Source organism: Marinobacterium maritimum (assembly GCF_039523155.1).
GTDB classification, from domain to species: Bacteria; Pseudomonadota; Gammaproteobacteria; order Pseudomonadales; family Balneatricaceae; genus Marinobacterium; species Marinobacterium maritimum.
On the sequence record NZ_BAAAET010000002.1, the window covers coordinates 943,958 to 968,900 of the forward strand.

The 24,943-nt window shown below is 57.5% G+C and carries 23 protein-coding genes and 1 other RNA gene; 13 read left to right on the forward strand and 11 right to left on the reverse strand.

Translation table 11 applies throughout. The features are described 5' to 3' along the window. Window positions 1-84 precede the first annotated feature (84 nt). Together ABD013_RS10520 and ffs are read left to right on the forward strand one after the other, a co-directional pair. Entirely contained in the window at window positions 85-696 is a 612-nt protein-coding gene (locus ABD013_RS10520; RefSeq protein ID WP_343805604.1) for a LysE family translocator, read from the forward strand. A gap of 84 nt (window positions 697-780) precedes the next feature. Continuing rightward, window positions 781-877, forward strand: an RNA gene (gene ffs, locus ABD013_RS10525) — signal recognition particle sRNA small type. A gap of 193 nt (window positions 878-1,070) precedes the next feature. Here ffs and ABD013_RS10530 read toward each other — a convergent pair. Then, window positions 1,071-2,348 carry an MFS transporter gene (locus ABD013_RS10530; protein ID WP_343805606.1) on the reverse strand — a complete coding sequence of 426 codons (1,278 nt, stop codon included), beginning with the start codon at window positions 2,346-2,348 and terminating at the stop codon, window positions 1,071-1,073. 12 nt (window positions 2,349-2,360) lie between these two features. After that, window positions 2,361-2,864, reverse strand: a complete 504-nt coding sequence (locus tag ABD013_RS10535) for a phosphate-starvation-inducible PsiE family protein (protein WP_343805607.1) — start codon at window positions 2,862-2,864, stop codon at window positions 2,361-2,363. A gap of 361 nt (window positions 2,865-3,225) precedes the next feature. Here ABD013_RS10535 and ABD013_RS10540 point away from each other — a divergent pair, with 361 nt between their 5' ends. Then, complete coding sequence (locus ABD013_RS10540; protein WP_343805609.1) at window positions 3,226-3,507, forward strand: hypothetical protein; 282 nt, start codon at window positions 3,226-3,228, stop codon at window positions 3,505-3,507. 44 nt (window positions 3,508-3,551) lie between these two features. Here the strand turns inward: ABD013_RS10540 and ABD013_RS10545 are convergent, their stop codons facing one another. Next, entirely contained in the window at window positions 3,552-4,616 is a 1,065-nt protein-coding gene (locus ABD013_RS10545) for a TIGR01620 family protein (RefSeq protein ID WP_343805611.1), read from the reverse strand. Beyond that, window positions 4,613-6,055 (reverse strand): YcjX family GTP-binding protein, encoded by a 1,443-nt coding sequence (locus tag ABD013_RS10550; RefSeq protein WP_343805613.1) that lies wholly within the window; start codon window positions 6,053-6,055, stop codon window positions 4,613-4,615. Before ABD013_RS10550 ends, ABD013_RS10545 begins: the two co-directional genes overlap by 4 nt. Before the next feature lie 263 nt (window positions 6,056-6,318). On the opposite strand from ABD013_RS10550, the gene ABD013_RS10555 reads away from it, so the two are divergent. Next, window positions 6,319-7,119: a M48 family metallopeptidase gene (locus ABD013_RS10555; protein WP_343805615.1), complete on the forward strand. Its 801-nt coding sequence runs from the start codon at window positions 6,319-6,321 to the stop codon at window positions 7,117-7,119. Between the two features lie 86 nt (window positions 7,120-7,205). Here ABD013_RS10555 and ABD013_RS10560 read toward each other — a convergent pair whose 3' ends face one another. Continuing rightward, window positions 7,206-8,555 (reverse strand): alanine/glycine:cation symporter family protein, encoded by a 1,350-nt coding sequence (locus ABD013_RS10560; RefSeq protein ID WP_343805617.1) that lies wholly within the window; start codon window positions 8,553-8,555, stop codon window positions 7,206-7,208. A gap of 485 nt (window positions 8,556-9,040) precedes the next feature. After that, the gene (locus ABD013_RS10565) at window positions 9,041-9,529 is read right to left on the reverse strand and encodes an Lrp/AsnC ligand binding domain-containing protein (protein ID WP_343805619.1); all 489 of its coding nucleotides are present in this window, start codon (window positions 9,527-9,529) and stop codon (window positions 9,041-9,043) included. Between the two features lie 176 nt (window positions 9,530-9,705). On the opposite strand from ABD013_RS10565, the gene dnaX reads away from it, so the two are divergent. The 6 genes from dnaX to ABD013_RS10595 are packed head-to-tail and all read left to right on the forward strand — an operon-like array spanning window position 9,706 to window position 14,507. Then, window positions 9,706-11,595, forward strand: a complete 1,890-nt coding sequence (gene dnaX, locus ABD013_RS10570; RefSeq protein WP_343805621.1) for a DNA polymerase III subunit gamma/tau — start codon at window positions 9,706-9,708, stop codon at window positions 11,593-11,595. Between the two features lie 25 nt (window positions 11,596-11,620). Then, window positions 11,621-11,947, forward strand: a complete 327-nt coding sequence (locus ABD013_RS10575) for a YbaB/EbfC family nucleoid-associated protein (protein WP_343805623.1) — start codon at window positions 11,621-11,623, stop codon at window positions 11,945-11,947. Window positions 11,948-11,949: 2 nt separating this feature from the next. Then, on the forward strand, window positions 11,950-12,561 hold the full coding sequence (gene recR, locus ABD013_RS10580; protein ID WP_343805628.1) for a recombination mediator RecR: 612 nt from the start codon (window positions 11,950-11,952) through the stop codon (window positions 12,559-12,561). Between the two features lie 21 nt (window positions 12,562-12,582). After that, entirely contained in the window at window positions 12,583-13,764 is a 1,182-nt protein-coding gene (gene rnd / locus ABD013_RS10585) for a ribonuclease D (protein ID WP_343805630.1), read from the forward strand. A gap of 3 nt (window positions 13,765-13,767) precedes the next feature. Further along, entirely contained in the window at window positions 13,768-14,058 is a 291-nt protein-coding gene (locus ABD013_RS10590) for a YcgL domain-containing protein (RefSeq protein WP_343805797.1), read from the forward strand. 2 nt (window positions 14,059-14,060) lie between these two features. Beyond that, window positions 14,061-14,507 carry a YcgN family cysteine cluster protein gene (locus ABD013_RS10595; RefSeq protein ID WP_343805632.1) on the forward strand — a complete coding sequence of 149 codons (447 nt, stop codon included), beginning with the start codon at window positions 14,061-14,063 and terminating at the stop codon, window positions 14,505-14,507. 33 nt (window positions 14,508-14,540) lie between these two features. Here the strand turns inward: ABD013_RS10595 and ABD013_RS10600 are convergent, their stop codons facing one another. The 5 genes from ABD013_RS10600 to ABD013_RS10620 all read right to left on the reverse strand — a co-directional run bounded on the left by ABD013_RS10600 (window position 14,541) and on the right by ABD013_RS10620 (window position 21,557). Then, on the reverse strand, window positions 14,541-15,488 hold the full coding sequence (locus ABD013_RS10600) for a LysR family transcriptional regulator (protein ID WP_343805634.1): 948 nt from the start codon (window positions 15,486-15,488) through the stop codon (window positions 14,541-14,543). A gap of 299 nt (window positions 15,489-15,787) precedes the next feature. Then, window positions 15,788-16,753 carry an eIF2B alpha/beta/delta subunit family protein gene (locus ABD013_RS10605; protein WP_343805636.1) on the reverse strand — a complete coding sequence of 322 codons (966 nt, stop codon included), beginning with the start codon at window positions 16,751-16,753 and terminating at the stop codon, window positions 15,788-15,790. A gap of 35 nt (window positions 16,754-16,788) precedes the next feature. Next, complete coding sequence (gene rpsA / locus ABD013_RS10610; protein WP_343805638.1) at window positions 16,789-18,471, reverse strand: 30S ribosomal protein S1; 1,683 nt, start codon at window positions 18,469-18,471, stop codon at window positions 16,789-16,791. A 194-nt stretch (window positions 18,472-18,665) separates the two neighbouring features. Next, window positions 18,666-19,457 (reverse strand): hypothetical protein, encoded by a 792-nt coding sequence (locus ABD013_RS10615; protein WP_343805640.1) that lies wholly within the window; start codon window positions 19,455-19,457, stop codon window positions 18,666-18,668. A 3-nt stretch (window positions 19,458-19,460) separates the two neighbouring features. After that, the gene (locus ABD013_RS10620) at window positions 19,461-21,557 is read right to left on the reverse strand and encodes a carboxy terminal-processing peptidase (protein WP_343805642.1); all 2,097 of its coding nucleotides are present in this window, start codon (window positions 21,555-21,557) and stop codon (window positions 19,461-19,463) included. 192 nt (window positions 21,558-21,749) lie between these two features. Here ABD013_RS10620 and ABD013_RS10625 point away from each other — a divergent pair, with 192 nt between their 5' ends. The 3 genes from ABD013_RS10625 (at window position 21,750) to ABD013_RS10635 (ending at window position 24,938) form a co-directional block, all read left to right on the forward strand. Then, window positions 21,750-22,274, forward strand: coding sequence for an FKBP-type peptidyl-prolyl cis-trans isomerase (locus ABD013_RS10625; protein WP_343805644.1), 525 nt, complete (start codon window positions 21,750-21,752; stop codon window positions 22,272-22,274). Further along, window positions 22,274-23,581, forward strand: a complete 1,308-nt coding sequence (locus ABD013_RS10630) for a M18 family aminopeptidase (RefSeq protein ID WP_425543401.1) — start codon at window positions 22,274-22,276, stop codon at window positions 23,579-23,581. Before ABD013_RS10625 ends, ABD013_RS10630 begins: the two co-directional genes overlap by 1 nt. Window positions 23,582-23,855: 274 nt before the next feature. After that, on the forward strand, window positions 23,856-24,938 hold the full coding sequence (locus tag ABD013_RS10635; RefSeq protein WP_343805645.1) for an efflux RND transporter periplasmic adaptor subunit: 1,083 nt from the start codon (window positions 23,856-23,858) through the stop codon (window positions 24,936-24,938). Window positions 24,939-24,943: the final 5 nt, after the last annotated feature.

The window sequence follows — 24,943 nt, forward strand, 5'->3', positions numbered from 1 at the left end:
CTCGGTATTTCGGAGCAGGACTATAGCATATTGCCTGCAGGCAGGCAGGGGCTGGCTATTCAGTAATATTGATAAGGAATTGCTATGTCGTTGATGTTATGGCTGTCATTGCTGTTGATCTGTGTGCTCGGGGCGATGTCGCCGGGGCCTAGCCTGGCGGTGGTGCTCCGGCAGACGGTCAGTAACGGTCGTGGTCACGGTATCCTGGCCGGCTGCTCCCATGCGCTGGGCGTGGGCCTATGGGCGGCGATGACGGTCTGGGGGCTCGGAGTGCTGGTCAACGAGTACCAGCCTCTGTATCAGTTGATCACCTGGCTGGGAGCCGGCTATCTGGTCTGGTTGGGGATTAACGCCTTGCGGCTGGCGGCGACGCCGCAGCTTCAGGCTGGGCAGGGCGCTAAGGAGTCCTACTGGCAGGCGGCACGCTCAGGAGCGTTCATTTCGTTGCTGAATCCGAAACTGGCAGTATTTTTCACGGCGCTGTTCTCCCAGTTCGTCACTGCCGGGCAAACTCTGTCCGATCAGCTGATTCTGGTACTGACGGCCACGCTGGTGGACGGTGCCTGGTACACGCTTGTGGCTTTGCTGTTTTCGCAGCCGAGGCTTCTGGACTGGCTGCGTCGTCACTTGAAGCGGGTGGAGCAACTGACCGGCGTGGTGCTGATCGGGCTGGCTGTTCGGGTTGCAATGCCTTGATCCTGTTTGCATTTCACTGAATCTATGCTTATACTGCGCGCCTGTCTTGTTGAGACAGGGCGCAATGCCACTTTATGGTGGCCCTGTTGGTCCTCTCGCAACGATAAACCGTGAACCTGGTCAGGCCCGGAAGGGAGCAGCCACAGCGGTGGATTCGTGTGCCGGGATGTGGCTGGCGGGGCTGCCTCCATTGCCTTCCCCCGCACATGATCTGAACGTTTTTCCCCGATTCGTATTTGCTATAGCTACAGGCATAAACCCAGCGCTGTATCGGGATAGTGAAAATGCCCTGTATAACTGTGGGTAATGCGTAGCTTTCAACTGCGTGGGATGTGTCGACGATACTGATGCATCAGTGGTTACCCATAACGAAGTCATTCGACCTGGAATGCTTTGGCCAGTTGATGACCTTTCCTGATGTCGACCTGCCATAGAAGATAGCTGCCTGCCGCAAACAGGATTACTAAAGACAGGATCCCGATTCGATTACTGCCCGACATCATGGCAACCCAGCCGATCAGGGCGGGGCCAAGTACGGCTGCAAACTTACCCATCATGTTGTAGAAACCAAAAAACTCAGCCGTATACTCTGGTGGAACCATACGCGCATATACAGACCTGCTTAAGGCTTGTACACCACCCTGAACGAGACCGATAACAACCGCCAGCAGGTAAAACTGCCAGGCAGCATCCATGAATGCGCTAAAGATGGTTACCAGTATATAAACCCCCAAGGCAATCAGGATGCCGTGCTTGGCGCCAATTTTCTCTCCAATACGGCCGAACAGAATGGCGGCAGGAAAGCCAATAAATTGGGTAATCAGCAGGGCTCTAATCAGGTCTTTTGAGTTTAAACCGATAGATAGTCCGTAATCCAAAGCCATACGTACGATGGAGTCAACACCATCGATATAAAGCCAGTAAGCAATCAGGAATTGGAAGGTTTGTGGAAGTAAGGATATCTTTTTTAATGTCAGGAATAGTTGGTTTAAGCTGGATTTCGCAATGTTCATGACCTTTTTTTCAGGAGGGTGTGGTTCATGAACAAAAAGCATAAGGGGGGTGGTGAAGCCTATCCACCAGAGGGCAGTCAGAATGAAGGCTATTCTTACAGCTTCAGAGCTACTGCCTAACCCAAAGGCTTCGGGGTGCAATGTCATCCAGACGTTCAGGCCAAACAGCAAGCCGCCACCCAGGTACCCCAGAGCAAACCCCAGCGCTGAAACCCGGTCCAGGTCCTTTTCTGGCGACACAAGGGTCAGTAGGGCGTCATAAAAAAGGTTGCCTCCGGAAAAGCCGATTACAGCGGCAATGTAAAGGCAGGCTGCCTGTATCCAATGGCCCTGTTCCACCCAAAAAAGGCCCGCTGTTGATATCGACCCAAAGCTGGCAAACAGTATCAGTAAGCCTTTGCGTCGCCCTAATTGATCAGCAATCGCACCCAGAACTGGGGATATCATTACCACAATGACACTGGCAATTGAGTTGATAAGGCCCAGGTAAAATGTACTGTCTGTAGAAGATGCCCCGGCTGCATAAAACTCTTTGAAGAACAGCGGGAAAAAACCAGCCATCACGACGGTGGAAAATGCACTGTTGGCCCAATCATAGAAAGCCCAGGACCAAATTGATTTTTGTTGATCAGGGGTCATTAAATTCCCTTTTTAAGACTCGCTATCCGTTCGGAGGTTCTTGCCGCTGTTCTGAGGCTTTATGGATATCAACCAGTGGGTAACCCCAAGTGCGATGGTTACAGCGGCTATTGCCAGTACGTAGTCCGCGCTGATTTTATCGAGGTCCAACACAATGACCTTTCGGGCTATAGCCATCAATGCGGTTGCTGTAACCAGGCGTACGGGGAGTTCATCTGTACCCAAATAGAGCCGGATGTTTATAAAAATCTCGACCGCTATAAGCACCGCCATGAAGGCGCCAAACGTTTGAAAGATGTCATTCACATCAAGTAGAAAGTACGGCTCGGTGCCTAGCCGCTGATAGAGAACGTAGATGACATCTCCAATCCCCCAGATGATAACCAGAACCATCAAAACAGCCAGCACCTTGATGGCCAGCCTGATGATGCGGTGTAGAAAAGCGATGAATGGATCGGCATGCTCTTTAGGGAGCTCTTCATGAATCAGCGGGTGAGAATCGTTGTTTTCGGTCATTGAAGACGTCTCAACTTAATGAAGTTAAACGGCAGTGCTTGTCACTACATTTTGGGTGAAGATTCAGTGTCGTGCCATTAGTGTCTGTCGCCGGCATTTGGAAGGTGATCAGGTGGACTGAAAGGTCTTTTTCAATCTCGTGCTTCAATGCAGCATATGTTTTTAGCCTGGCGCGTGGTCGGTCCGTAACCCCAGTGTGATTTGAGCGTACCGACTACTTTCTCACGTAACGCATGAGCGTTCGTTCACAGACCTTCTGTGATGGTCTTCTATTTATTGACCACATTGAGCAGTGGCATGTAACAAGAATGTTCTCGAAGCTTCTTAAAATTGAGCACCGATTGTTCAATGGGGGAGTACGATGGAATTCAGCAAAGATCAAAAAGTCTGGGTGGCAGGGTGGATCGATCGTCAGTTTGACAGTAACCGCCTGTTTCCCTGTGAATGCTCGGCACCTGCAGAAGGTGACTCCTGTGTATGCCCGTCCCATATCCGGGCGTACAAAACCTGGTCAAATACCCCGCGCAGGCGTCGTCATATCCGTGACTGGATTGAAGAGTGGCTGAACGCCGATGAGGTGGCGCTGCTCAAGGCTGAACTGGCCAAATATCAGGCCAGGGTAACCAAAAAATCGGGTGCGTGAGGCTGCGCTGGATTTTGGGTGTTGCGGGAAGTGGCCTCCAGGGGCTAGGTTCTGGAGGCCAGGCGCTGCATGATCCCTTTGGCGATCTTGCTCAGCATGCCGGTGCTTTGGCGTGGATCGGGCAGTGGACGACAGAGTGTAATTGCCGTTAAGCCGGTTCGAGCCGTGAACAGGCCAGCGCCGAGCCCTTGACCGGCTCGCGCGGACAGGCTGGCGGTCACCGAGCTGCTCAGCAGGGCTGAGCCAGCTTCCATTGCCATCTCGCTCGCTCCGGCAAAGGCCAGGTTCTGCAGTACCTGTTTCAACAGCCGCCCCTGTGTCAACAGCCCCGGCGCGACCCCGTAGATTGTCGAAATTTCACGTAGCATGCGCAGGTTGCGCCAGGCTACCAGGAGCATGTCGAAGCTGGCCCAGGGGCTGAAAGCGACCAGTACACCGGATTCGATGCTGTAGCGCTGCACGCAGGCTTGTGCCGCCTCGTCGGCCTGGGTGAGTGCGTGCCGGTTCAGGTAGTGGATAATCTCCCCGTCGTTGTAACTGCTGTCGAGCTGTTGCAGGGCACCTTGCAGTTCACGGTTGAGCGAACTGTGGCGGTACTGCCGTTCCAGCTGTCGGGTCAGCCGGGTGCTGTTGCCGTGGGTGCTTTGCTCCTGCAGTGCCAGTGCCTCATGTTGCAGCAAGCGGACCTGCTTCAGCTGTCGGCTGCCCTTTAGTCCTCGACGGATCTCCAGCCCGAGGGCGCCCAGCAGCACGAGCGTGAGCAGTCCGAAGGTCATGCCGAGCAAAGGGTGGAGGTTGCTGCTCCAGTTGAGCAGGCGGTAGAGTTCTGCACCGAAGGCCGCGATGACCAGTGCGCCCAAGGAGCCCCAGAGCCAGCGTCGGGAGCGGTGTCGTTCCGGAGGCTGGGGCGGCGGGATGACAGGCTCTGCGTCATCAACTGCATGTGTCATTTCCAGCGGTATTTCTCGGGCCGCGTTCGGTTGGGCCGCGTTCGGTCGGGCCGCGTTCGGTCGGGCCGCGCTCGGCTGAGAGGTATCGGATTGATCGCCGGATGACAGGTCTTCCGGCGCCAGCTCGACCGGGCGCTGCCAATTTTCTTTGCTGCTCATCGAAACAGGTCTCCCAGCAGGTATTCGACTGCCTGATCCAGACGGATGTGGTGCTCCGGCCGCAAGGGGCCGGCAGGCAGGGGGCGAGGGGCGAAGTCGACGAAGCGGAAGCGATCGCTGTTCCAGTCTTCGGCGCGTGGCAATTCGACCGGCACCTCGCCCGGGAAAAGGGCTATCTCCTCGCCATTGTCCTTGCGATGGCCGTGCAGGCAGGACAGGTGCTGACCATCCATTCGTGCCTCGGCGGCGGTGGTCGCTCGCAGTGAGGCCAGCGCCAGACAGCGGGTATCCACCTGCTCAAAACGGATCTCGCGCTGTGCCGACTCGACCATTAATTGCAGGAAGCGGTCCAGGTTGTGGTGCTGGTTGGCGGTTACATGGTCGGCCTTGGTGGCAGCGAACAATACCCGGTTGATACGGGGTCGAAACAGCCTGCGTAGCAAGCCGTTGCGGCCATAGTGAAAGCTGTGCAGCAGGGTATTGAGGGCCTGCTGCATGTCGTTGAAACAGGCCTCGCCCTGATTCAGGGTTTTCAGGCAATCAACCAGTACAATCTGGCGATCGAAGTGGCGGAAATGGTCTTCGTAGAAGGGACGAATCACCTGATCACGATAGGCCTCATAGGCCTGCTGCAGCCGTCTGTACAGGCTGTCAGTAGCGGCCTGGTCCATGTTTTCCGGCAAGGGAACAATGATCGGGAAAAGGTTGAGTAGTGGGCTGTCTTTGAGGTCCCCTGGCATCAACAGGCGGCCGGGCTGCAGCAGGCTGAGGCTGTGCGGCGATTTTCGCAGCTGTTGCAGCAGGGCGCGAAACGCCTCGCTGAGCCGGGCCTGTTGCTCATCACTGGCCGGGGCCAGCCAGTCTATCGCGTGCTGACGTGCCAGCCATTCGGCGGCGACTTGGGCGCGTGGCTCGGCCGCAAACAGGGCCTGTTGCTGTTGGCACCACTGCTCGAAGCTCAGCTGCAGCAGCGGCAGATCCAGCAGCCACTCACCGGGGTAATCGATCAGGTCAACATATAGTGTGGAGTATTCGCCCAGTGCACGGCTGAGTCCCGGTGCGCGACGATAGCGCAGCGCGAGCCTGATTTCAGACAACTGCTCGGTGGAGGCCGGCCAGTGCGGAGGGGAGGCTTGCAGTCCAGCCAATGTTGTCTGTAATGGGAACGGGCGTTCGGATTGCTGGCTCAGATCTCGGGCGCCGATGATGCGGCCTTCGGCGGAGGCAGCAAAAAACGGTAGCGACTGGCCCTGATCACTTTGCAGCAGATGTCGGGCCAGGGTGCTGATGAAAACGGTCTTGCCGCTGCGGCTGAGGCCGGTAATGGCGAGCTTGACTCGCTGTTCCAGGCCTCGCTCGACCCCGGTTCTGATCTGCGCGGGAAGCGTGTTCAGGCCGCTTTTACGTGCCAGCGTACGCAGTCGTTTGGGTAGGCTCATCATCGCTCCAGATGTGGTTTGCTTTATTGTGACAGGATTAAGCTGAAATGGAGCTGAGAACACCTGAAAATCAGTTGTTATTCAACTGTAGCTCGATCATTGATTCCACTTGTCACAAAAGCTGTATATAGTCGCGCCCAGCAATGGAAAAGGACTTCCATATCAGCCTGCCTTCGCGTGCCCTGTCGCCCTGCGTGCGCCTGCTGTTCCTGAGTCCTCGCTTCCCTGCTGGTTTCGTTTACCATCTTGATAAAGGAATAGTGATGATTTCCGTAAATGAACTGCGCCATCCGAAAGAAAAACTCTATCGGATGCTCTGCATGGTGTTCGGTGGCCTGATATGGGCCGGTTTGCTGCTGGGTACCATGTTTTCGATCCTGATCATGCTGCTGCCTCTCGCGCTGATGCTGTGGATTGCCGGTCGCTTTTTCCGAGCCGCCCTGTTCGGTAACAGTGTGCTGGTGGATGAGCAGCAGTATGCCGAGCTGAATGCGATCGTGAAGGATGTGGGTCACAAGCTCGGCCTGAGCCGTATTCCGGAAACCTTCGTTGTCAATGCAGGTGGTCTGACCAACGCTCTGGCGGTGAAGTTCCTGTCGACTCAGTACGTGCTGATGTTCTCCAGCCTGGTGGACCTGCTCTGGGACGAGAAAGACAGCGATCGTGTCCGCATGATCGTGGCTCATGAACTGGCGCATCACGCGGCCGGTCATGTCAACTTCTGGGTCGGCCTGCTGATGAAGCCGGCGATGATGATTCCCTTCCTGGGTGCGGCCTACAACCGTTCCTGCGAACTGACCGCCGACCGTATTGCTGCGGCGTGCATCCCGGCCAACCGTGAAGCGGCCGTGACCGCGATGATTACGCTGGCTTCCGGCAGCCAGGTGCTGACACCGCATACCAGTGTTGAGGCATTCAAGCGTCAGGAGCAGAAGATTCCGGCCGTGTTCGGCTTCCTGCAGGAGATCCTGTCATCGCATCCGCGCATGACCAAACGCATTCTGGCAATCGAAGCCTTCTACGATAGCCGCTCGGTTCAGCCGGTGGCGGCTCAGGCGGCCTGATTCATCGGCTCGTTTCAAATGAAAACACCCCGGCAGATCACTCTGTCGGGGTGTTTTTTTAAGTGACGCCGTCACTGTTTGATGAATCAGTTCTTGTTGAAATATTCCCGGGTCAGCTTGAACACTACCGGGCTCAGCAATGCCAGGGCGATCAGGTTGGGGATTGCCATCATTGCATTGAGGGTGTCAGCCACCAGCCAGACAAAGTCCAGGCTGAGGGTTGCACCCAGCGGGATCGCAAGGATCCACAGGATGCGGTAGGGCAGCACCGCCTTGATGCCGAACAGGAACTCGACACAACGTTCGCCATAGAAAGACCAGCCGATGATGGTGGTGAAGGCAAATATCGCCAGCGCAATTGCGACCAGATAATTACCAAGGGATGGCAGTGCGGTGGCGAAGGCCTGGCTGGTCAGGGCGGCACCGGATTCGCCGCCGGTCCAGGCGCCGGAGCTGACGATGACCAGGCCGGTGATGGTACAGATCACCAGCGTGTCTAGGAAGGTACCCAGCATGGCGACCAGACCCTGGCGAACCGGATCGTGGGTCTGCGCGGCCGCGTGTGCAATTGGAGCGGAGCCCAGGCCGGCTTCGTTGGAGAAGACACCACGGGCTACACCGAAACGAATGGCGGCCCAGACCGCAGCACCGGCAAAGCCGCCCTGCGCGGCAACGGGTGAGAAGGCGTGGGTGAAGATCAGGTCAATTGCCTGCGGCAGCAGGTGGGAGTTGATGCCCAGTACCACTAGGCCCGCTACCAGGTAAGAGATCGCCATGAAAGGAACAAGAGCGCCGGCTACATGGCCGATACGCTTGATACCGCCAATCAGCACGGCGCCGACCAGAACTGCCATGATCAGGCCGCTGACCCAGGTCGGAATGGCGAAGTTGGCATGCAGGACATCGGCAACCGAGTTGGACTGTACGGTATTGCCGATACCGAAACCGGCACAAGCGCCGAAGATGGCGAAGAGTACACCCATCCAGGCCCAGTTTTTGCCCAGTCCGTTTTTGATGTAGTACATGGGGCCACCGACATGCTGGCCATTTTCGTCGGTTTCACGGTAACGCACCGCCAGGACGGCTTCCGAGTATTTCGTCGCCATGCCTATCAGCGCTGTAATCCACATCCAGAACAGCGCGCCAGGGCCGCCAAGGAAGATGGCCGTCGCGACGCCGGCGATGTTGCCGGTACCCACGGTGGCGGACATGGCGGTCATCAGGGCCTGAAATGGTGGAATTTCCCCTTCCTTTTCATCGCCGGAGGCGGCTGTACGGCCGCTCCATAGCAGCTTGAAGCCGGTTCCGATCTTGAGGATCGGCATCAATTTAAGGCCGATCGACAAGAAGAGCCCGACGCCGAGTATCAGGACCAGCATCATAGGGCCCCAGACGATTCCGTTGACCGCGCCAATGGCGGATTCAATGGCTTCCATCAGTGTGTACCTCCATCAGGTGTTCTTCAATAGCTGAACGCGAAAACGTGAGTAAGCCGTAGAGCAGTACTCCAGTATTGGTCATCTTCGTATCCGTGTATGAGCGGGATAGTCCTTTAAGTTCCAGCAGAAAAGATGCCAATTCGCTTTTTGCTATTGATTCATTTTTTATTTTTAGTGAAAAACCGAGTAAAGGTCTATTTTTTGTTCTTGTTTCGGAATTAATTTCTGTTTTGAATCAACGATTCGAGCCAGTCCCTCTCACCAATAGAGGTATTGGAGGGCCGAAATGGGCTCGGTGGTACGGCGTTGGAGCCTAGATGCACCAGGAGTGGGCAGCGTTGGGTGTGCTGGATAAGAGTGGGTCGTCATCAGCTCTGTCCTCGTGTTGTTATTATGGGCTGGCCGGACCTTTCATAAGCGTAGTGGATATGACTTTCAGGTCAAAGAGGTATTCTCTTTAAAAATGGCTGGATTGTGGAGAATCATTTGCTGATCTCGACCGGAAGGGTGCTTTCTTCCTTTACTTCTTCCATAACGATGTAGGATTTCGAGTTCTTGACGCCGGGCAGGGTCAGCAGCATGTCGCCCAGGAGTTCACGATACTGAGACATGTCGTGCAAGCGTGCCTTGAGCAGGTAGTCGGCATCGCCGGAGACCAGGTGGCATTCCAGGATATAGGGCAGAGTGCGGACCGCACGGCTGAAACGTTCGAAGGCATCCGGAGATTGATAGGACAGGGCAATCTCGACGAAGACCAGCAGGTTGTAGTTGAGCATTTCCGGATCCACGGTGGCGCGGTAGCCGGTGATAATGCCGTCGCGTTCGAGACGTTTGACCCTTTCCATGCAGGGAGTGGTCGACAGTCCGACCCGGTCGGCCAGCTCGGTATAGGAGATGCGCCCTTCCTGCTGCAGAATGGTCAGAATGTTGCGGTCGATTCGGTCTATCTTTTTGACTTTATTCGCTTTCATCGATCCCGGTTGCCTTGAAAATGGGCCTGCTCCCTAGTTTTAATCGAAACCCTCGATAAAGCAATCCATGCTCGACCTATGGGGTAGAAGGTCGTACGGCAGTGGTGCGGCGCCGGCCGGGAAAGCATGTTAAGATTCGCGCCCATGAATATGTTCAAATTCGGCAACGAGGCAGCATGAGCTATCAGGTACTGGCACGTAAATGGCGGCCCAAACGCTTTGCGGAAATGGTGGGGCAGGAACACGTCCTCAAGGCATTGGTTAATGCCCTGGATGACGACCGTCTGCACCATGCCTATCTTTTCACCGGTACTCGAGGGGTCGGCAAGACCTCGATCGCGCGCCTGTTCGCCAAATCCCTGAACTGCGAGCAGGGCGTATCATCCGAGCCTTGCGGCCAGTGCAGTGCCTGTATCGAGATCGCCGAGGGGCGTTTTGTTGACCTGATCGAGGTCGATGCGGCCTCGCGTACCAAGGTCGAGGATACCCGCGAACTGCTGGAAAACGTGCAGTATGCGCCGACCCACGGGCGGTTCAAGGTCTACCTCATCGACGAGGTGCACATGCTCTCCAACAGTTCGTTCAACGCGCTGCTGAAGACGTTGGAAGAGCCGCCGCCCCACGTCAAATTCCTGCTGGCGACAACCGATCCGCAGAAGCTGCCGATGACGGTGTTGTCACGTTGTCTGCAGTTCAACCTGAAGAACCTGACGGCTGAACGTATCCAGCAGCACCTGGACCATGTGCTCCAGGCTGAATCCATCCCCTTCGAAACGGCGGCACTTTGGTTGCTGGCGCGTTCAGCGGATGGCTCCATGCGTGATGCGCTCAGTCTGACCGATCAGGCGATCGCCTTTGGTGCCGGTGCTGTAAACGAAACCGATGTGCGGGCCATGCTGGGTACGATTGACCAGCACCTGGTCTATCGCATAGTCGAACAGGTCGCGGCTCAGCAACCGCAGGCCGTGCTGGAAGCGGTACAGTCCCTGGCCGAATTCTCGCCGGATTATCACGGTGTGTTGGGGGATATTGTCAGCCTGTTGCACCGTGTCGCGCTGGCCCAGGTGGTGCCGGCCGCCGTGGACAACAGTCTGGGCGACCGTGATCAAGTGTTGGCACTGGCGCAGCAGATGCGCGCCGAAGAGGTGCAGCTGTACTATCAGGTCGCGCTGATGGGGCGCAAGGACTTGCCGCTGGTGCCTGAACCTCGCGAAGGGCTTGAGATGACCCTGTTGCGCATGCTGGCGTTCCGGCCGGCCGGCAGTGAGCCGCTGCCGACTCGGGCCCTCAGGGCATCCGAGGCACAGGCTCCCATCGCCGCAGCTACATCTTCGGCGGCTTCTGCCCCGCCCGAGCCTGAGCGTCCTGCGCCCCAGCCTGAGGTCAAGCCTGCGCCCCGGCCCGCGCCGCAGCCTGCCGCGGTCGAGCCGCCTCCTGCTGCGCCTCAGCCGTCGGCACCGGTGCAGTCGGAGGAGGTCCCCCCCTGGGAGGATCTGCCGCCGGACCTGGCTGCCATGGGAGATAGTGAGCCAAAAAAGTCCCGACCGGCTGACATAGCTTCTGTGCAGCCGGTGGCGGAACCTCCTCGGCAGTCACGAGTCTCCATTGAACAACCGTCTTCGCCTCCTGTTCAGGTGGTGGCAGAGGGAACCTCCCGGCCTGTAACCCCGACAGCGGTTGCGCCCGAGAACGAGAGCTGGGCTGAACTGATGGCCAGCCTGGGCCTGACCGGCATGGCGGAAAGCCTGGCACGGAACCTGTCACTGGAGGTCGAAGAGAAGGGACGGCTGTGTTTCCACTACACACCCGAACAGGAAGCGTTGCTCAGCGGCGACCGTCGCGAGCGGATCATTGAGGCGCTGCGTCAGGTACGCGGGGCCGAGTGCGAAATTGAGTTCATCCAGGCTGCACAAACCCTGGAAACGCCGGCACAGCGTGCTGAACGCAAGCGCGGCGAGCGTCTGGTTGAGGCTGTTGTGGCCATTGAAACCGATGCGACCGTGCATACATTGATTGAACATTTTGGTGCCAGTATCGAATATGACTCGGTACGGCCGATCGATTGACTGATTAGATAAGAGGAACGACACCATGATGAAAGGTGGCATGGGGAACCTGATGAAGCAGGCCCAGAAAATGCAGGAAGATATGCAAAAGGCGCAGGAAGAGATCCAGCGTGCGGAAGTGACCGGTGAGTCCGGTGCCGGCCTGATCAAGATCACCATGAACGGTCGTCATGATGTCAAGGCGGTGCAGATCGACGAAAGCCTGATGGAAGAGGACAAGGAGATCCTGGAAGACCTGATCGCCGCGGCGGTCAATGACGCCGTACGCAAGGTTGAGCAGACCACTCAGGAGCGCATGGCCAAGGTCACCAGCGGCATGGGTATGCCGCCGGGCTTCAAGATGCCGTTCTGATAATGAGCCTGAGTCCCTTACTGCAAGAGTTGATCAGTGCACTGCGTGCGCTGCCCGGTGTAGGGCCCAAGTCGGCCCAGCGCATGGCGCTGCACCTGTTGGAGCGCGATCGTAGTGGCGCCCTGAGCCTGGCGGCGGCGCTTGAACAGGCTGTGGAGCGGATCGGTGAATGCCGAGTCTGCCGCAACCTGTCGGAGCACGAGACCTGTGCCATCTGTGAAGACGAGACCCGCGATACCGGTGTGGTGTGCGTACTGGAATCGCCGGTTGACCTGATGGCGGTGGAGCAGACCGGCGGTTTCAATGGCGTCTACTTCGTGCTCAAGGGGCATCTGTCACCCATCGACGGTATAGGTCCGGACGAACTTGGGCTGGAGCAGCTGTTCGAGCGCGTCGACCGGGGGGAGGTTGGCGAGCTGATTCTGGCGACCAACCCGACCGTAGAGGGTGAGGCGACTGCACACTATATTGCTGAACAATTGCAGCAGAGCCCGGTCAACATCACCCGCATCGCACATGGCGTGCCGGTCGGGGGGGAGCTGGAATTTGTCGATGGCGGAACCCTGGCGCATGCTTTTGCCGGGCGTCGTTCATTGAAACGGAATGCCGATTGAGAATGTCGATTGAGAGTGCCGATGACTGATCTGAGCCAACGATATGACTGGCGCTCGCTTGAGCGCCAGGCCGCGGATCCTGTGCGCATCAACGATGACGCTGCACTGGCCGAGCATGCCGAGCGCTGGCTGGAGCAGCCGCTGCTGGCGCTGGATACCGAGTTCATGCGGACCGAGACGTTTTATCCGATTCCTGGTTTGGTCCAGGTCGCGGATGAGCAGGGCTGCTACCTGATCGATCCGCTCAAGGTTAAGGACATGGCGCCGTTGGCCCGTGTACTAGCGGCGCCCGGAGTGCTCAAGGTGGTACATGCCGGCAGTGAGGATCTGGAACTCTTCCGCCACAGTTATGGCGTCTTGCCGAGCCCGCTGTACGACACTCAGATCGGTGCCGCCTTTGTTGGCTGGGGGTTCAGTATGGGCTTGCAGCGTATGGTGTCCGAGGTGCTGGAGGTTGAGCTTGGCAAGGGCGAGACCACGTCCGACTGGCTGCAGCGCCCGCTGACACCCGAGCAGGAGCACTATGCGGCTCTGGACGTGGCTTACCTGCCAGCACTGGCACTGTTACAGCGTGAGCAGCTGTCCAAGCAGGAGCGTCTGACCTGGGCGGAAGAGGAGTGTGCGGCGCTGGCCGAAGCGGTGGCCTCGCAGGACGAGCAGGATCCTGAAGCCTATTTTCAGCGCTTCAGTCAAGCCTGGCACTTCGATGATCTGCATCGGGCGGCGCTGCGAGATCTGGCGGCCTGGCGCGAACGGACCTGCCGCACGCGTGATGTGTCGCGCAACCGACTGCTACGCAACCAGGCGTTGCTGGAAATCGCCGAGAAGCTGCCGACCACGGAGAACCAGCTGGACAAGATCATCCAGCGTGGCCGTGTGGTGCGTGAGTTCGGGGCCGATATTCTGAGGGTGATCGCCAACGCAGGCGAGTCGGCCCGTGAAAACCCGCCGGCCGAGATTGATCGGCCACTGCATTACGTCTGGAACAAGCGCCTCAAGCAGTTGCGTGCCATCGGTCGTCAGGCGGCGGAACAGCATGGCTTGATGCCGGAAGTGCTGCTGCGCAAGCGTGACCTGGACGCACTGATCAGGACGCATGATGAATTTGGCCACTACCGTTTGCCGCCGAGCCTGTCCGGCTGGCGCAAGCCGCTGGTGGGAGATGCGCTGCTGGCGCGAATTGAACAGTTTGATAAGAGTTGAATGATGAAGATCATCAGTGTTTTCAAGAGCTCTCGCAAGGACGAGATGTACCTCTACGTGGACAAGCGCGAGCAGCTGGAACGTGTGCCTGAACAGCTGATGGAACTGTTCGGTGCACCGGTTCATGTGATGGATATGCCGCTGAAGGCGGATCGCAAGCTGGCGCGAGTGGAAGATACGCAGAAGCTGATGGATGAAGTCGAAAACAAGGGCTACTATCTTCAGATGCCGCCTCCCAAGGAAGAATACATGCTGGACCTGTTCAAGGATCGCCCCGAAACAGGGGTGCGTTGAGCATGGCTCAGGAGGTGTTCTGGCGGCGCAAGACGCTGCGTGAAATGACGCGTACCGAGTGGGAATCACTTTGTGATGGCTGCGCGCTCTGCTGTCTGCACAAGGTAGAAGACGAAGATACCGAAGAGGTGTTCTACACCACGGTGGTTTGTCATCTGCTGGATATGGAAAACTGCCAGTGCACCGAGTACGAGCGGCGCTGTGAGCTGGTACCTACCTGCATCCGCCTGCAGCCGGAAGATGTGGAAAATTTCGATTGGCTGCCACCCACCTGCAGCTACCGCCTGATCCATGAAGGCCAGGATCTGCCGGACTGGCACCCGCTGCTGACCGGTGATCGCAAGACCGTAATTGAAGCCAATGCCTCGGTGCTCAGTGTGTACGAAGTCAAGGACAACGAGATCAGCGAGGACCAGCTGATCGATTATGTGCTGGACGAGGACTACTGAGTCCCTCGGAGTGTTAAGTGGCAGGGCCTCTGGCTACAGAGCCTCGCCATAGACCAGCTGTTCAAGCTCGCCCATCGTATTCCGAATATAATCCAGAAACGCCTGCATGACCGGGGTCGGGTGCTTGGCTGCCGGGTAGACCGAGCACCAGGCGCGCCGTAGTGCAAAGCCTTCCAGGTCAAGGCTGGCCAGTTCACCCAGTTTCAGCTCGGCACGGACGCTGAGTTTGGGCAGTACTGCGACCCCCAGTCCCGCCAGAACACCATGCTTGATCGCGGCGTTGGATCCCAGCTCCATATGCGGATTGAACGTGAGTCGCTTCTGTTGGCACCATTGTTCCAGTGCCTTGCGGGTGCCGGAGCCCGGTTCCCTGATCAGCAATTTTGCATTCAAAAACGTTTGTGGGTCGACCTTTTTGCTGCGCAGCAGCGGGTTGTCCACCCTGACCACCGGAATCATCACGTTGTCGAGAAAGGGGGTGCTGCGCAGCGCACTGGACTCGGGCGGCATGCCCATGATCACCAGGTCATCGCGATTCTCGGTCAGCCGCTGGGTGGCGCGGGCACGGTTGACGATCTCCAGATGCACATCGACCTGGGGGTACTGCCGCAGAAAACCCTGCAGCAGGTAGGGCACTACATACTGGGCGGTGCTGACGGCCGCCAGTTTCAACTCTCCTCGCACCTGCCCCTCCATCTCCGCCAGCTCCATCTGCAATCGCTCCAGATCGGAAAAGATTGAACCGACGGCCTGTTCGAGTCGTTGGCCTGCTGCGGTGATGTACAGCTGCTTGCCCACGTATTCGAATACCGGCTGGCCCAGGGCCTGCTCCAGTTGTCGCACTTGTGAGCTGACCGCTGGCTGGGTCAGACCGAGCTGTTCGGCGGCACGACTGTAGCTCAGATGATGGCATACGGTGTGAAACACTTGCAGTTGGCGAAAGGACAGGCGGGTCAGTAATCGGGCAAGAGAATAGGGCATGATGAGGTGTTGTAACTATCTGAAATCTTGGGAAATAGTCATAGGTATAAGTAATAGCTTATGGTAGATAGAAAAAATATCAATTTTTTCTTTTTCTGCTGTTGTACTAAATTCATGCGCTGTGACGTATGCGGTCACAGAGAGGGAGCCTCGTGCTCTCTGTTTGGCTGCATGACTCTGGAGTGTGGTGTCAGGGGTAATTAAGTTACGCCTGAGGAGGTACTTATCGAGATCGATTGACAAGGTTACACAGTGTTTAATTAGACGGATTGGCCGTTCACGTAAGTGAGCGGCCTTTTTTATGCTGATTGAAGGCCATGTTCGGTAATTCGTCCGCTCGCCCAGGATGTGGGTATGGGTTCGAAAGCGATCCTGCTGATTGTCATGTCGCCTTCGCCCGGCAGGATTTCCAGTGGAAACGCGGTGTGTTGCAATGGGCTCTCCTTGAAGCTGTCGGCAAGTACCCAGAAGGGAATGTTGCACTGGCGCGCGGCCAGAGCCTGGAGTGCCGTGCCGCACTTGTTGATGAAATAGCCATCGCTCAACCAGGCGTCACATCCGCTGAGGCAGAGGTCTGCTTGCTCCATGAAAAGCATCAGTTGTGCATCGTGGATTCGTTGGCAAGGTATTCCTGCGGCTTGCAGCTCCTGAGCCAGAAGTGCGCCTTCTCTGCCGGGAAGGCTTTGGGTCAAAATGACGTCGAACGCTATATTGTCGGCGGCCAGCTCTATCAGTAGCTGACTGATAGCTGAGCTGCGGCTATGCAGCAGCAGGGTCATGCCAGGGTGTACCAGTTGCCGGGCCTGGGTCTGCAGTCTGGTGCTGGCACTTTTCAAGCAGCTCTCAAGCTGGTCGAGGCTGTTCAGTGCCTGGGCGTACAGTTCTGCGGTAGGGCAGTCGGCTAGCCTGTGCTGCCAGCGGTGCAGTACATTGGCTAGCACAACCATACTTGGGCGTATGGCTGATAACTCCGATACCAGTTGATCCAGTATTCTACTGCTCAGGGTCTGGTCGGCTCTCAGCTGTTTTCTAAGTGTCTGCAGTAGCCTGAGTGTCAGTGCTGTGCTTCCGGAGGTAGTGTCTCGGCGTAGCAGGCTGGTGAGGGCATGGTGGTCCATGATGCAGTCCTGTCTCGAGGGCTCACAATCACCAGTCGGGTATGAGTAGGGGGGGGTTAGGGCTGGTGCTACCTCCAGTATAGAAGGGGTATGGAGGGATTGATGGTTGGGATGAGGGTGTTTGTCAGCACAAAAAAGGGGCGCCATCAGGCGCCCCTTGAGAATGCAACTGAAGAGGAAAATCAGTTGTTCTGGTTGGCCATCTGCTGCTTGATCAGATCGCCGATAGTGGTCGGACCCGGAACGTCGACTTCCTGGTTGCGAACCGCGTTCAGAGCCGCTTTTTCGTCAGCCTGGTCTTTCGCACGGATAGACAGGTTGATGACGCGGTTGCGACGGTCAACACCAGTGATCTTGGCTTCAACGGTTTCGCCCACTTTCAGAGCAGTAGTAGCGTCTTCGATGCGCTCAGCAGCGATTTCGGAAACCTTCAGAGTCGCTTCGATACCTTCAGCCAGCTCAACGATAGCGGCTTTCGGTTCAACGCTCTTAACAGTACCGGTTACGATGCTGCCCTTGTCGTTAGCGGCCAGGTATTCAGCGAACGGATCGCTTTCCAGCTGCTTGATGCCCAGAGAGATGCGCTCTTTCTCGGCGTCGATAGACAGGATAACGGCTTCAACTTCGTCGCCCTTCTTGAACTGACGCAGAGCGGTTTCCGGATCAGCGTCCCAAGAGATGTCGGACATGTGAACCAGACCGTCCAGATCGTTGTCCAGACCAACGAAGATACCGAAGTCAGTGATGGTCTTGATAGTACCGCTGACTTTGTCGTTGGCTGCGTTCTGCTCGGAGAAGGATACCCACGGGTTAGCAGTGCACTGCTTGATACCCAGGGAGATACGACGACGCTCTTCGTCGACGTCCAGGATCATCACTTCCACTTCGTCGCCGATGTTTACAATCTTGGACGGGTGGATGTTCTTGTTGGTCCAGGACATTTCGGATACGTGTACCAGACCTTCAACGCCATCTTCGATAGACGCGAAGCAGCCGTAGTCAGTCAGGTTGGTGACGCGAGCAGCAACCTTGGTACCGGCCGGGTAGCGATCCTTGATGTCATCCCACGGATCTTCGCTCAGCTGTTTCAGGCCGAGGGAGATACGGTTGGTTTCCTTGTCGAACTTGATGATCTTGACGGAGATCTCGTCGCCCGGGTTCAGCATTTCGCTCGGGTGAGAGATGCGCTTCCACGCCATGTCAGTGATGTGCAGCAGGCCGTCAACACCGCCCAGATCGATGAACGCACCGTAGTTGGTGAGGTTCTTGACGTAGCCCTTAACAACCTGACCTTCTTCCAGGGTAGCCAGCAGCTCTTCACGCTGAGCGCTGTTAGCTTCCTGCAGAACGGCACGGCGAGACACAACGATGTTGTTGCGCTTCGGATCCAGCTTGATCAGTTTGAATTCAAGCTCTTTGCCTTCCAGGTGGTCAACGTCACGTACCGGACGAACATCAACCAGGGAGCCCGGCAGGAAGCCCTGAATGTTGTTGATGCTGACAGTGAAACCGCCCTTGACCTTGCCAGAGATGTAGCCTTTGACCACTTCTTCTGCGTCGAATTTGGCCTGCAGAACTTCCCAGGCTTCGGCGCGCTTGGCTTTTTCACGGGACAGACGAGTTTCACCGAAACCGTCTTCAACCGCTTCCAGTGCGACCTTAACAGAATCACCGACCTGGATTTCCAGTTCGTTGTTGTCGTTCAGGAACTGCGCACGGGGAATAACTGCTTCAGATTTCAGGCCTGCGTTAACAGTGACCCAGTCGCTGTCGATGTCGACAACTTCACCCATTACCAGGGTGCCCGGAGTCATTGCGATGTCTTGCAGGGATTCTTCAAACAGTTCAGCAAAGCTTTCGCTCATGAAAGTGTCCTATATTGTCGCTGCCCTTCGAGATCAAAGGAACAGCTTCCAGCCTGTATGCCAGCTATACAGGGTCGGTTGTCGATAACCACGTCAGTCTGCACTGGGCTGGCGATGTGCAGACGGCGTGGGAAATATAAAGTTGCAAAATTATACAGGCGTATGGCGATTTGCGCCAGTCTGCAGGGTCAATTTTAACCAGCTGTTCCTGTGGCCAGTGTAGCGTGCAGGGCTTCGCGCAGGGGGCGCTGGCAGGCCGGCAGCAACTTGTTGATGTCGGTGGCCAGTGCTGTCGGGAGGCGGGTGTTGTCAGGATCGTTGAACCAGTTGGTCAACAGGCGCTCTTCGGACCGGCTGTTGGCCGCAAGGTCGACTGCGTTACCGACACAGAAGGCATAAACCGGGAGCAGCTCTTCGATAATGCGGGCTTTGTGCGAGCGCTCCAGCATCAGCCGGTTAGCACTGACAAAGCGACGGTATTCGTGGGTGCCGGCGGCGGCCATCACGTCCAGACGAGTGTTGTCGAACGGCTCAGACTCCGGCATTCGGGCCAGAGTGCTTTTGAGGATCGACCTGGTTTCTGCCAGCTCTTCGGCAAAGGTATCGGGTGCAAAATGCTGGTTCAGTCGCTTGTAATCTTCCAGTTCCGCTATCTGTTGCTGCAGAGCTGTGATCTGGTCTTTCAGCGCCTGCTGCTCCGTCAGCAGGTTTTCCTTGTCCTGCATCAGGCCGCGAATCACCCGTTCAGTCGGGGTCAGCTTTTTCTCGCCGAAGGTCGGCGGCAACTGGTTGGCGCCCAGTTCACCCACGGTTTCGGTATACACGTCCGTGGGGACCATTTCATAGCCGAACTTTTCCAGCTCGGCCAGATTGAGCTGGTGCTGCGATTGCATCTTCTGGTAGGCGAAAAAGCTGACGGTCCCCCCGATGATCAGCAGCAGGGGGATCAGGACCAGCAGCAGTATACCGACTTTATTGAGCTTCACCCGTTACTCCGCTGACAGGGCAGGGGTGCGCAGCGGTTGAGCCGCTGCGGTATGACTGATCGACAGATCGATCAGGTCCAGCAGGATCTGCCCGCTCTCGGCCAGAATGGCCTCGGCTTCAGGGTTGATCGGTCGGCCCTGGTCATCGGTGGGCAGGTCATCATCGGCTTCGCTGAGCTGACTGATCGGGGGCAAACCCAGACCAACGCGGCGTTCATTCTCCGCTTGCAGCATCCAGGCTTCGTTGCGCTCCTGCTCGGCGCGCAGCTTGGCTTCGTTGAGGGTCAGCATCGAATTGTCTTTCTGCTCGGCCAGATGAGCCACCTGCTTGCGCATGAAGACGAAATCGGGGTCTTGCGCCGTACGCTGTTCGTGGCGATCGATCAGTTGCTGCATGAAGGGGCTGAGGCTGGGGAAGCGGCCGTGACGAACGGGGCGCACCTGATCCCAGGGCAATGCCCTGTCCAGAGAGCTTTCACCGATTTCTTCTACGGTGTACAGGGACGGGAAGTGAATGTCCGGTTCAACGCCGCGGTGCTGGGTGCTGTCACCGGAGATGCGGTAGAACTTGGCATGCGTCAGTTTGACCTGGCCGTGATCGATCGGTTGCAGCGTCTGTACGGTACCCTTGCCGAAGGTGCGGTTGCCGACGATAAGGCCACGATTATAGTCCTGAATGGCGCCGGCGAAGATTTCCGAAGCTGACGCGCTCAGGCGGTTGACGATTACGGCCAGAGGGCCATCCCAGACCACTTTGGGGTCGAAATCACCGAGAATATCGACACGACCCGATGCATCGCGAATCTGTACGGTGGGGCCGCGCTGAATGAACAGGCCGATCAGTTCATTGGCTTCGCGCAGTGAGCCGCCGCCGTTGTTGCGCAGGTCCATGACCAGGCCGTCGACATTTTCACTGCGCAGCTCATTGATCAGTTTTTCCACGTCACGGGTGGTGCTTTTGTAGTTGGGGTCGCCGCTTTGCAGCGCGGCAAAGTCGATATAGAAGGTCGGCACCTCAATTACGCCAAGGCGGAAAGGCTTGCCGTCTCGGGTCAGTTCGAGCACACGTTTGCGGGCGGCCTGCTCTTCAAGTTTTACCTTGTTGCGCTCGATGCTGATCACCTTGCGCTTCTGGCGATCGGCTGCATCGGCCGGGATGATCTCGAGACGGACAATGGTGCCCTTGGGGCCACGGATCTTGCTCACTACGTCATCCAGACGCATACCGACCACATCTTCAATTGCGCCGTCAGCGCCCTGGCCAACACCGACGATGAGGTCGGCAGGCTGCAACTGGCCACCCTTATCGGCCGGTCCGGCCGGGACCAGACGCACCACCTTGGTCTGGTCGTTTTCGGCCTGGAGTACGGCGCCTATGCCTTCAAGAGACAGGCTCATGTTGATTTCGAAGTTTTCTGAGCCCTGTGGCGAGAAGTATTGGGTGTGCGGGTCGAATTCATGGGTGAGGGCGTTGGCGAAGCTTTCGAATACATCGTCGCCCTTGGTCTGCTCCATGCGCTGCTTCTGGTTCTGGTAGCGCTTGCGCAGAATGTCCCGCGCCTCATCGGCGGTTTTATCTGCCAGCTTCAGGCTCAGCACAGCGCTTTTCAGGCGCTTGCGCCAGAGTTCGTTCATCTCGGCCTGATTGACCGGCCAGGGGGCTTCGCTGCGATCGGTGGACAGGCTTTCGTCAAGGGAAAAGTCCCATTCGGCGTGGTCCAGCTGGGTCAGGATATAGTCGATACGCTCACTGCGACGCTGCTGGTAGCGGTTGAAAATGTCGAAAGCAGCATTGCTTTTGCCGGCGAGGATCTCGTCATCCAGCTGGTTGCGGTAGGCCTCGAACTCGGCGATGTCGCTGGTGTAGAAATAGCTGCGCTCCGGGTCCAGTGTTTCCAGGTACTGATCAAGTACGGCACTCGACAAACTGTCATCGAAAGCGACCTGATTGTAGTGTCCCTGCTGCAGCGCCGTGACCACATCCAGCATCGTCTGTGAATATACAGGGGCCGGTGCAAGAGTGGCGTTGGCTGCACTGATCCCCATCGACAGGGTGAGGGTCAGCGCGGCGACAAGGGGCTGGGCGAATCGCTTGGTCATGAGCAGCGGATCTCCGGATCGTATGGCTGGAGCTGAGTCCCGAGGGCACAGAGGTCCGTTCCTGCACTCGGCTCCTATATAGGACGGCGGTAACGGTCATCAGTTCCATCAGCTAGAGCTTTGTGAGTGTAGTCATCGTGCCTGGTAATGTAAAATCATTGGCTTACCTCTGAATATACGGAGTCAATACTGATGCCGATCTGGAAAACAACCGCTCTGGCGCTGGCGGCCGCACTGCTGCTGGGAGGCTGTGGTGAAGACCCTGAACAGGAGCGTCAGCGCCAGGAGCGCCTGGAGCGTGCCCTGAACGATGATACCCGCAAGGCCGGAGACGCCTTTTTGGCCGAAAATGCCAAGCGGGAAGGGGTGGAAGTGCTGGCAAACGGCTTGCAGATCGAGCATCTGGTCAAAGGCTCGGGTGCGAGCCCGACGGCAGCGGACACCGTGATCGTGCATTATGAAGGCAAGCGGGTTGATGGCCATGTTTTTGACAGCTCCTACGCGCGCGGCAAGCCGACTCAGTTTCCGCTCAAGCAGGTGGTGCGAGGTTGGCGCAATGGCCTGATTCGAATGCAGGAAGGCGGCACGGCCATGCTGTACCTGCCGCCTGAGCAGGCATATGGTGCGACCAGCCCGGCACCGGATATTCCCGCCAACTCCACGCTGATTTTCAAGGTTGAATTGCTGGAAGTGGTCAAGACCGAAGGGAGCAACTAATGATGAACGACAGTCTTCCGCTGCAGGACTTTAATGCTTCCCTGCAAGCCTTCCTTGATGCATCGCCGACACCCTTTCATGCCGTCGTTTCAATGGCGCAGCGCCTGGATGTGGCAGGTTTCCAGAGGCTGGATGAGTCGGATGATTGGGTGCTGGAGCCGGGCAAGGGCTATTACATCACCCGCAATGGTTCGTCCATCATCGCCTGGCGTCAGCCGGCCGTGGATGCCGCGGTTAATCTGGGCTGGCGTCTGGTCGGTGCGCACACCGATTCGCCCTGCCTGAAGGTCAAACCCAACCCGGAGCTGCACCGTCAGGGCTATTTCCAGTTGGGTGTCGAAGTCTACGGCGGTGTACTGCTTAACCCCTGGTTCGACCGCGATCTGTCGCTGGCCGGCCGGGTCAGTTACCGCGACGATGAGGGCCGTATCAAAAGCGCCTTGCTCGACTTTGAGCAGCCGGTCGCGGTACTGCCGAGCCTGGCGATCCACCTGGACCGCGAAGCCAACGCCAGCCGCAGCATCAATGCTCAGACCTATCTGCCGGTGGTGATGGGGCAGGCGGATGAAAAGCCTGACTTCCGCGCACTGCTGAAGCAGCGCCTGGAAGTTCAGGGTGTGGCAGAGGTCGAGACGGTGCTGGACTACGAACTCTGCTTCTATGACTCCCAGGGCGCAGCGCTGGTGGGCCTGAATCAGGAGTTTCTGGCCTCGGCGCGACTGGATAACCTGCTCAGCTGCTTTATCGGCCTGCAGGCCTTGATCGACGGTGGCGAGGCCGCTGCTGGGCAGGTGCTGGTGTGCAATGACCACGAGGAAGTGGGCAGCATGAGTGCCTGCGGCGCTCAGGGCCCGATGCTGAGTCAGTGGCTGGAGCGGGTGCTGCCGGACGCCGATCAGCGCAACCGCTCGCTGTCACGCTCCATGCTGATCTCGGCGGACAATGCCCATGGCGTTCATCCCAACTTCAGCGACAAACATGATGGCAACCATGGCCCGCTGCTCAATGGCGGCCCGGTGATCAAGATCAACGCCAATCAGCGTTACGCCAGTAACAGCGAAACCAGTGCGCTTTTCCGCCATCTGGCCGAGCAGGTCGAGGTGCCGGTACAGAGTTTCGTTGTGCGCACCGATATGGCCTGCGGTAGCACCATCGGTCCGATCACGGCGGCTGAACTGGGCGTGAAAACCCTGGATATCGGCGTGCCCCAGTTTGCCATGCACTCGATCCGTGAACTGGCCGGCAGCCAGGATGCTCACGGCCTGTATAAAGTGCTGCAGCGTTTCCTGCAGACTGATCAGGTCTGAGCCTGTTTCAGGGGCACGACTGTCGCCAGGCGCATGCCTCAGGCGGCAGTCGAGCTTTCTCTTCGCTTACCCAGTAAACCTCTTATCCTCGGACGGCACACCGCCAGGTATCTCCCGCAACCTTCTTACCATTCGTCCTGTAACGGTCCTGCAGTCTTCGTTGAAGTAGGCTGTGCGTTTGCGCCTCAAACTGGCGTGATGCCAGATCGCGCGTCTTGTTTCTATACTGCTATCTATCACACCGTTAAGTGCCGTCATGATAAGGAAGGTTCGGATGCTGCATTTCCTGTCGCGTAAACAGAGGGGCGTTGGTGGTCTTATGTTGCTGGCGTTGTCGAGTGCCTTGCTGACCGGGTGCGATAAGCAGCCTGAATCGGAGCCGTCTACGGTCGCGGATATCGAAAGGCCGGCCCGCATCGAGCAGGTGCAACCGCTGCAGTCGGATGGTCTGGTTTTCAACGGCACTGTAAGAGCGGCCCAGCGCGCTGAGCTGGCGTTCAAGGTCAGAGGCCGCGTCGATAAGGTGTTGGTCAATGAGGGTGACCGGGTACAGCAGGGCGACCTGTTGGCGCAGCTGGATGACCGTGAATTCCAGACCGCGCTGGGTTCCGCACGAGCCGAATATGCCAGTGCTGATGCCGACTACAAGCGAGGCAAGGCGATCTATGATCGCAGCCAGGCGATCTCCAAGAGCGATTTGGAGAAGCTGGCCACCCAGCGCAGCCTGGCAGCCAACCGACTGAAGGAGGCACAGCTGGCGCTGGAGGAAACTCGGCTGCTGGCCCCCTTTGCCGGTATCGTGGGGCGCAAACTGGTAGATGACTTCGCCCAGATTGGGGCTAACCAGACGCTGATTATTTTGCAGAACCTGCAGGAGCTTGAGGTGATGATTCAGGTGCCGGACAAGGTGGTGCTGCAGAATCGGCGTGATCGCGAGGTGGTGGCCCGAATCGTCGGTCTGGAGCAAAGCTTCCCGTTGACACTCAAGTTTTTTGCTACCGAGGCCGATCCCGTTACCCAGACTTATCAGGCCATTTTCGGGCTGGGTGAAAAGGGTGATGCGCCTGTTCTGCCGGGCATGTCGGCTCAAGTGTTTGTAACCTCCGGAGAGTCGGCCGGTAAGCAGGTGGCCGTGCCGCTCAGTGCGGTGGTGCCTGACAACCAGGGGCAGCAGTACGTCTGGAAGGTGAATGACGAGAGCCGGGCGCAACGCCAGGATGTGGCTGTAGGGACGCTGTTGGGGAATAAGGTTGTCATTACCCAGGGATTACGGGCGGGAGACCGTATCATCACCGCTGGTGTGCGTAGCGTGCATGAAGGTATGCCTGTGCGTCCCATGGGTGAAAGCGGGGAGTAGTGCTG

Coding starts and splice junctions, on each gene's coding strand:
- ABD013_RS10535 (WP_343805607.1), bottom strand. CDS start 2,864: ATGACCGAAAACAACGATTCTCACCCGCTGATTCATGAAGAGCTCCCT.
- ABD013_RS10520 (WP_343805604.1), top strand. CDS start 85: ATGTCGTTGATGTTATGGCTGTCATTGCTGTTGATCTGTGTGCTCGGG.
- ABD013_RS10575 (WP_343805623.1), top strand. CDS start 11,621: ATGATGAAAGGTGGCATGGGGAACCTGATGAAGCAGGCCCAGAAAATG.
- ABD013_RS10565 (WP_343805619.1), bottom strand. CDS start 9,529: ATGAAAGCGAATAAAGTCAAAAAGATAGACCGAATCGACCGCAACATT.
- ABD013_RS10635 (WP_343805645.1), top strand. CDS start 23,856: ATGCTGCATTTCCTGTCGCGTAAACAGAGGGGCGTTGGTGGTCTTATG.
- ABD013_RS10620 (WP_343805642.1), bottom strand. CDS start 21,557: ATGACCAAGCGATTCGCCCAGCCCCTTGTCGCCGCGCTGACCCTCACC.
- ABD013_RS10530 (WP_343805606.1), bottom strand. CDS start 2,348: ATGACCCCTGATCAACAAAAATCAATTTGGTCCTGGGCTTTCTATGAT.
- rpsA (WP_343805638.1), bottom strand. CDS start 18,471: ATGAGCGAAAGCTTTGCTGAACTGTTTGAAGAATCCCTGCAAGACATC.
- ABD013_RS10605 (WP_343805636.1), bottom strand. CDS start 16,753: ATGGCGCCCCTTTTTTGTGCTGACAAACACCCTCATCCCAACCATCAA.
- dnaX (WP_343805621.1), top strand. CDS start 9,706: ATGAGCTATCAGGTACTGGCACGTAAATGGCGGCCCAAACGCTTTGCG.
- recR (WP_343805628.1), top strand. CDS start 11,950: ATGAGCCTGAGTCCCTTACTGCAAGAGTTGATCAGTGCACTGCGTGCG.
- ABD013_RS10555 (WP_343805615.1), top strand. CDS start 6,319: ATGATTTCCGTAAATGAACTGCGCCATCCGAAAGAAAAACTCTATCGG.
- ABD013_RS10625 (WP_343805644.1), top strand. CDS start 21,750: ATGCCGATCTGGAAAACAACCGCTCTGGCGCTGGCGGCCGCACTGCTG.
- ABD013_RS10545 (WP_343805611.1), bottom strand. CDS start 4,616: ATGAGCAGCAAAGAAAATTGGCAGCGCCCGGTCGAGCTGGCGCCGGAA.
- ABD013_RS10550 (WP_343805613.1), bottom strand. CDS start 6,055: ATGAGCCTACCCAAACGACTGCGTACGCTGGCACGTAAAAGCGGCCTG.
- ABD013_RS10600 (WP_343805634.1), bottom strand. CDS start 15,488: ATGCCCTATTCTCTTGCCCGATTACTGACCCGCCTGTCCTTTCGCCAA.
- rnd (WP_343805630.1), top strand. CDS start 12,583: ATGACTGATCTGAGCCAACGATATGACTGGCGCTCGCTTGAGCGCCAG.
- ABD013_RS10540 (WP_343805609.1), top strand. CDS start 3,226: ATGGAATTCAGCAAAGATCAAAAAGTCTGGGTGGCAGGGTGGATCGAT.
- ABD013_RS10630 (WP_425543401.1), top strand. CDS start 22,274: ATGATGAACGACAGTCTTCCGCTGCAGGACTTTAATGCTTCCCTGCAA.
- ABD013_RS10590 (WP_343805797.1), top strand. CDS start 13,768: ATGAAGATCATCAGTGTTTTCAAGAGCTCTCGCAAGGACGAGATGTAC.
- ABD013_RS10595 (WP_343805632.1), top strand. CDS start 14,061: ATGGCTCAGGAGGTGTTCTGGCGGCGCAAGACGCTGCGTGAAATGACG.
- ABD013_RS10560 (WP_343805617.1), bottom strand. CDS start 8,555: ATGGAAGCCATTGAATCCGCCATTGGCGCGGTCAACGGAATCGTCTGG.